This window comes from Dietzia sp. SYD-A1 (genome assembly GCF_015356725.1).
In the GTDB taxonomy this organism is placed as follows: Bacteria; Actinomycetota; Actinomycetes; order Mycobacteriales; family Mycobacteriaceae; genus Dietzia.
Map to the genome: position 1 here is coordinate 1 of NZ_JADDKI010000348.1, position 4595 is coordinate 4595.

5 protein-coding genes are annotated in these 4595 nt (G+C 69.7%); 4 read left to right on the forward strand and 1 reads right to left on the reverse strand.

The annotated features are described in order from the left end of the window. Positions 1-82 precede the first annotated feature (82 nt). Complete coding sequence (locus IY392_RS13410) at positions 83-1099, reverse strand: NADP-dependent oxidoreductase (protein WP_107755482.1); 1017 nt, start codon at positions 1097-1099, stop codon at positions 83-85. A 66-nt stretch (positions 1100-1165) separates the two neighbouring features. Here IY392_RS13410 and IY392_RS13415 point away from each other — a divergent pair, with 66 nt between their 5' ends. The 4 genes from IY392_RS13415 to IY392_RS13430 all read left to right on the forward strand — a co-directional run. Further along, positions 1166-2053 (forward strand): ABC transporter permease, encoded by an 888-nt coding sequence (locus tag IY392_RS13415; protein WP_107755481.1) that lies wholly within the window; start codon positions 1166-1168, stop codon positions 2051-2053. Between the two features lie 12 nt (positions 2054-2065). Then, positions 2066-2884: an ABC transporter ATP-binding protein gene (locus IY392_RS13420; RefSeq protein WP_017837450.1), complete on the forward strand. Its 819-nt coding sequence runs from the start codon at positions 2066-2068 to the stop codon at positions 2882-2884. Between the two features lie 148 nt (positions 2885-3032). Continuing rightward, positions 3033-4016: a glycosyltransferase gene (locus tag IY392_RS19500; protein ID WP_194861481.1), complete on the forward strand. Its 984-nt coding sequence runs from the start codon at positions 3033-3035 to the stop codon at positions 4014-4016. A 51-nt stretch (positions 4017-4067) separates the two neighbouring features. Next, the coding region (locus tag IY392_RS13430; protein WP_194861480.1) for a maleylpyruvate isomerase family mycothiol-dependent enzyme at positions 4068-4595 on the forward strand (528 nt) is incomplete at its 3' end.

Sequence of the window (4595 nt, forward strand, 5' to 3'; positions counted from 1 at the left end):
GGAGGTGGGCGCGGCTCGGCGAGTCGACGTCATGCGTCCACCCTGCCCCACGGCGGCACCGCGGTCGGGCCGACCCCTCGGATCAGATCTTGACGAGCATCTTCCCGACGTTGGCCCCGCGCATGAGGTCGAGGAACGCGTCGACCGAGTTGTCGATGCCCTCGACGACCGTCTCGTCGAAGACGATCTCGCCCGAGGCCACCCACGGACCGACCTTCTCCGCGAACTCCTTGAACAGGTGCATGTACTTGTTGACGGTGAAACCCTGGAGGGTCAGCCCGCGGGTGATGGCGTGCCAGAGGTTGTCCGGGCCCGGCGAACGCTCGGTGGCGTTGTACGAACTGATCGCCCCGCACAGGGCCAGCCGACCGTCATCGTTCATCAGGTCCAGTGCGGCCTCGAGGTGGTCGCCACCGACGTTGTCGAAGTACACGTCGATACCCTCGCCGTCGGCGCTGCCGAAGTGCTCGCGCAGGAGCGTGCGGACCGGGCCTTCACGGTAGTTGAGCGCGGAGTCGAACCCGTAGTCGCTGATGGCCTTGTCGACCTTCTCGGCGCTCCCGGCCGAACCGACGACCTTCGATGCGCCCATGAGTCGGGCGATCTGACCGACTGCCGACCCCACGGACCCGGCCGCCCCGGAGACGAAGACGGACTCGCCCTCCCGGAAGCGCCCGATGTGCAGCAGGCCCACATACGCGGTGAGGCCCGTGGTCCCGAGGATCCCCAGGTACGCGGAGATCGGGACACCCTCGATCTCCTGAACCACCCGGAACTGTCGGCCGCCGCCCTGCGCGACGTCCCGCCAGCCGAGATCGTGCATCACGACCGACCCGACCGGGTGGGCGTCGGAGCGGGACTCCACCACCCGCCCGACGGCTCCACCGGTCATGGTCTCGTTCAGCTCGAACGGCGGGATGTACGAGCGGCCCTCGTTCATCCGGCCGCGCATGTAGGGGTCCACGGAGAGGAACTCGTTGGCCACGCGCACCTCGCCCTCGGCGAGGTCGGGGAGGTCGACGACGACGGTGCGGAAGTCGTCATGGGTGGGCCAGCCACGCGGGCGGCTGACGAGCTGGATCTGGGTGCTGGTCGTCATGACTCATGTGTACGCGCCCTGTCTGCGGGGCTGCCACCGGCCACACCTCTAGTAGGCTTCGCCTTCGTGCAGGACCAGCCCACTCCCGACCCCGCTTCGGCGACGCTCCCCGACGAGCGCGTCCGCAGCGAGATCGTCAGCGACTCCCAGACCTTCCGCCGGGCCGTGGCCGACCTCCGCCAGGGGCTGGGTCAGCGGGAGTTGTGGCTCTCCCTGGGGTGGCAGGACATCAAGCAGCGCTACCGCCGCTCGACCCTGGGCCCGTTGTGGATCACCATCGCCACCGGCGTCATGGCGACCGCTCTGGGGCTGCTGTACTCGATCCTGTTCCAGATCCCGCTGGCCGAGTTCCTCCCCCACGTCACCGTGGGACTGATCCTCTGGGGATTCATCTCCGGCTGCATCAAGGAGGGCTCGGAGGTCTTCATCTCCAACGAGGGCCTGATCAAACAACTGCCGAGCGCGCTGAGCGTCCACGTCTACCGGCTGGTGTGGCGGCAGTTCCTGTTCCTCTGCCACAACCTGGTGATCTGGGTCGTGCTCATGCTGATCTACCCGCGCCCGCTGGGCTGGGACCTGCTACTGGCCGTTCTGGGCCTGGCGGTCCTCATGGTCAACGGCGTCTGGGTGGCCATGCTGTTCGGCATCCTCGCCACCCGATTCCGCGACATCGCGCCGCTCCTGGACTCCCTGGTGCAGCTGCTGTTCTACATGACCCCCATCGTGTGGACCACGCAGACGCTGTACGAACAGGGCGGGGAGATCGCGGACCGGGCTCGCATCGCCGAACTCAACCCGCTCTACCACTACCTGGAGATCGTGCGTGCCCCCATGATCGGCCAACCCGTCGCCGCGTACCACTGGTGGATCGTCCTGGCCTGCACGGCCGTCGGTCTGATCCTCGCCTTTGTCGCGCTGCGCCGGTTCCGCTCCCGAGTCCCGTACTGGGTGTAGGAGGTACATCCCATGAGCCCCGCCACCCCGACCCCCGGCGGCGTGTCCATCGACTGCGTGGACGCGTGCGTGGACTTCCCGATCTTCGACGCCAAGTCCCGCTCCCTGAAGAAGGCCGTCCTCGGCTCCGCCGGCGGCGCGATCGGGCGGAACTCGTCCAACGTCGTCGTCGTCGAGGCCCTGCGAGACATCACGCTGTCCCTCCGGGAAGGCGACCGCATCGGGCTGGTCGGACACAACGGTGCCGGCAAGTCCACGCTGCTGCGGCTGCTGTCCGGAATCTACGAACCCACCCGCGGCGCCGCCCGGATCCGGGGACGCGTGGCCCCGGTGTTCGACCTCGGCGTGGGCATGGATCCGGAGATCACCGGATACGAGAACATCATCATCCGCGGCCTGTTCCTGGGCCAGACCCGCAAGCAGATGAAGGCCAAGGTCGAGGAGATCGCCGACTTCACCGAGCTCGGTGACTACCTCGACATGCCGCTGCGCACCTACTCGACCGGGATGCGCGTCCGGTTGGCGATGGGCGTGGTGACCTCGATCGACCCGGAGATCCTGCTGCTCGACGAGGGCATCGGCGCGGTGGACGCCGAGTTCATGAAGAAGGCGCGGATCAAGCTGGCGGACCTGGTCTCCCGGTCCGGCATGCTGGTGTTCGCCTCCCACTCCAACGAATTCCTGGCCCAGCTGTGCGACTCGGCGATGTGGATCGACCACGGACGCATCCGGCAACGGGGCAGCATCGAGGAGATCGTCACCGCCTACGAGGGCCCCGAGGCCGGGCGGTCCATCGCCGCCTACATGGAGAGGATGGAGCGTGAGGCCTGAGGGCGGCTCCGGCCCGGGTGCGGGCCCCGGCTCGGACCCCGGATCGGGCTCGCGCGCCCGATATGGACCCGAGGGGGCGCGTACTCCCACCGGAAGCGAGCGATCCGGGCGCGCAACCGGGCAGGGGCCGGGCGATTCGCGGCGAGTGGTGGCCGTGGTGGTCACCCACCGACGGCTCGAGCAGCTCCGCGCCTCGCTCGAGGTGGTGTGCGGGCAGACCCGGCCCGTCGACCACCTCGTGGTGGTGGACAACGCCGACGAGAATGCGGTGCGTGAGCTCGTCGAGGCGCAGCCCGTCGAGGCCACCTACCTGGGCTCGAAGCACAACCTCGGTGGCGCCGGCGGATTCGCGCTGGGCATGCTCCACGCCCTGGCCACCGGCGCCGACCTGGTGTGGTGCGCGGACGACGACGGCAGGCCCGAGGGCCCCGAGGTCCTGGCCACGCTGATGGCCTGCATGGACCGCCACGGACTGGCCGAGGTCTCGCCGGTCGTGTGCGACCTCGCCGAACCCGACCGCCTGGCCTTCCCCCTGCGGCGCGGAGTGGTGTGGCGGCGCTGGCGGTCCGAACTGTTCGCCGACGACAAGGGTGGCCGCGTCGCCCGGGAGGCGGGCCCGACGGGCGCGGCAATGGGCCCGACGGACGCGGCAGTGGGCCCGACGGACACAGCAGCCGCGGTCGCGGATGGTTCCGATCTCCTGCCCGGCATCGCCTCCCTGTTCAACGGCGCACTGTTCACCGCGGACTGCCTGGACCGCGTGGGCGTGCCGGACCTCCGGTTGTTCATCCGCGGCGACGAGGTGGAGATGCACCGCCGGCTGGTGCGGTCCCGGCTGCCCTTCGGCACCTGTCTCACCACCGCGTACCTGCACCCGCAGGGCTCGGACGAGTTCAAGCCGATCCTCGGCGGCCGCATGCACACCCAGTTCCCCGACGACCCGGTCAAGCGGCACTTCACCTACCGCAACCGCGGGTATGTGCTCACCCAGCCCGGCAACCGACGTCTCATCCCCCAGGAGATCCTGCGCTTCGGCTGGTACTTCCTGGTGACCAGGCGGGACCCGGCCGGCCTGCGCGAGTGGATGCGGCTGCAGCGGTTGGGCGCGGGCGAGCGGTTCGACAAGCCCTGACCAGACCTACCGGCCCGGAACACTCCGTCGCGCCGGGGCATGATGGAGCCCATGACCGACTGGATCGCCCTGCAGTCCCAGGCCGTCGACCTGTACGACCGGGTCCTGCCGACCATCGCCGACTGGGATGCGGCCACGCCGTGCAGCCAGTGGACCGCCCGAGACGTGCTGGCCCACGTCGTGGACGAGCAGATGTGGGTCCCGGGGCTGCTGGCCGGCGGGACGATCGACGAGGTGGCCGGGGACCTCGAGGAGCCCCTCCTGCGGCTCTCCGACGCCACCGGTCCCGACCTCGTGGCCTTCTGGCACTCCCTGCGCGCCCCGGTGGCCGCCTCGTGGCGTGGAACCCCGCTCGACGAGGAGGTCCATCTCTCTTACGGTCTGGCGCCGGTGGAGCACTATCTCGCGCAGCAGACCTTCGACCTGGCGGTCCACGCCTGGGACCTGTCGGTCTCCCAGGGCATCGACCTGCCGTGGGGCGAGGAGCTCGAACGCGCCGTCCTGGACTTCGTCCGGGCCGACCTCGCCGACGACCCGGCGCCGGAGTTGTTCGCCGCCCCGGTGCCGGGTCGTCGGCGA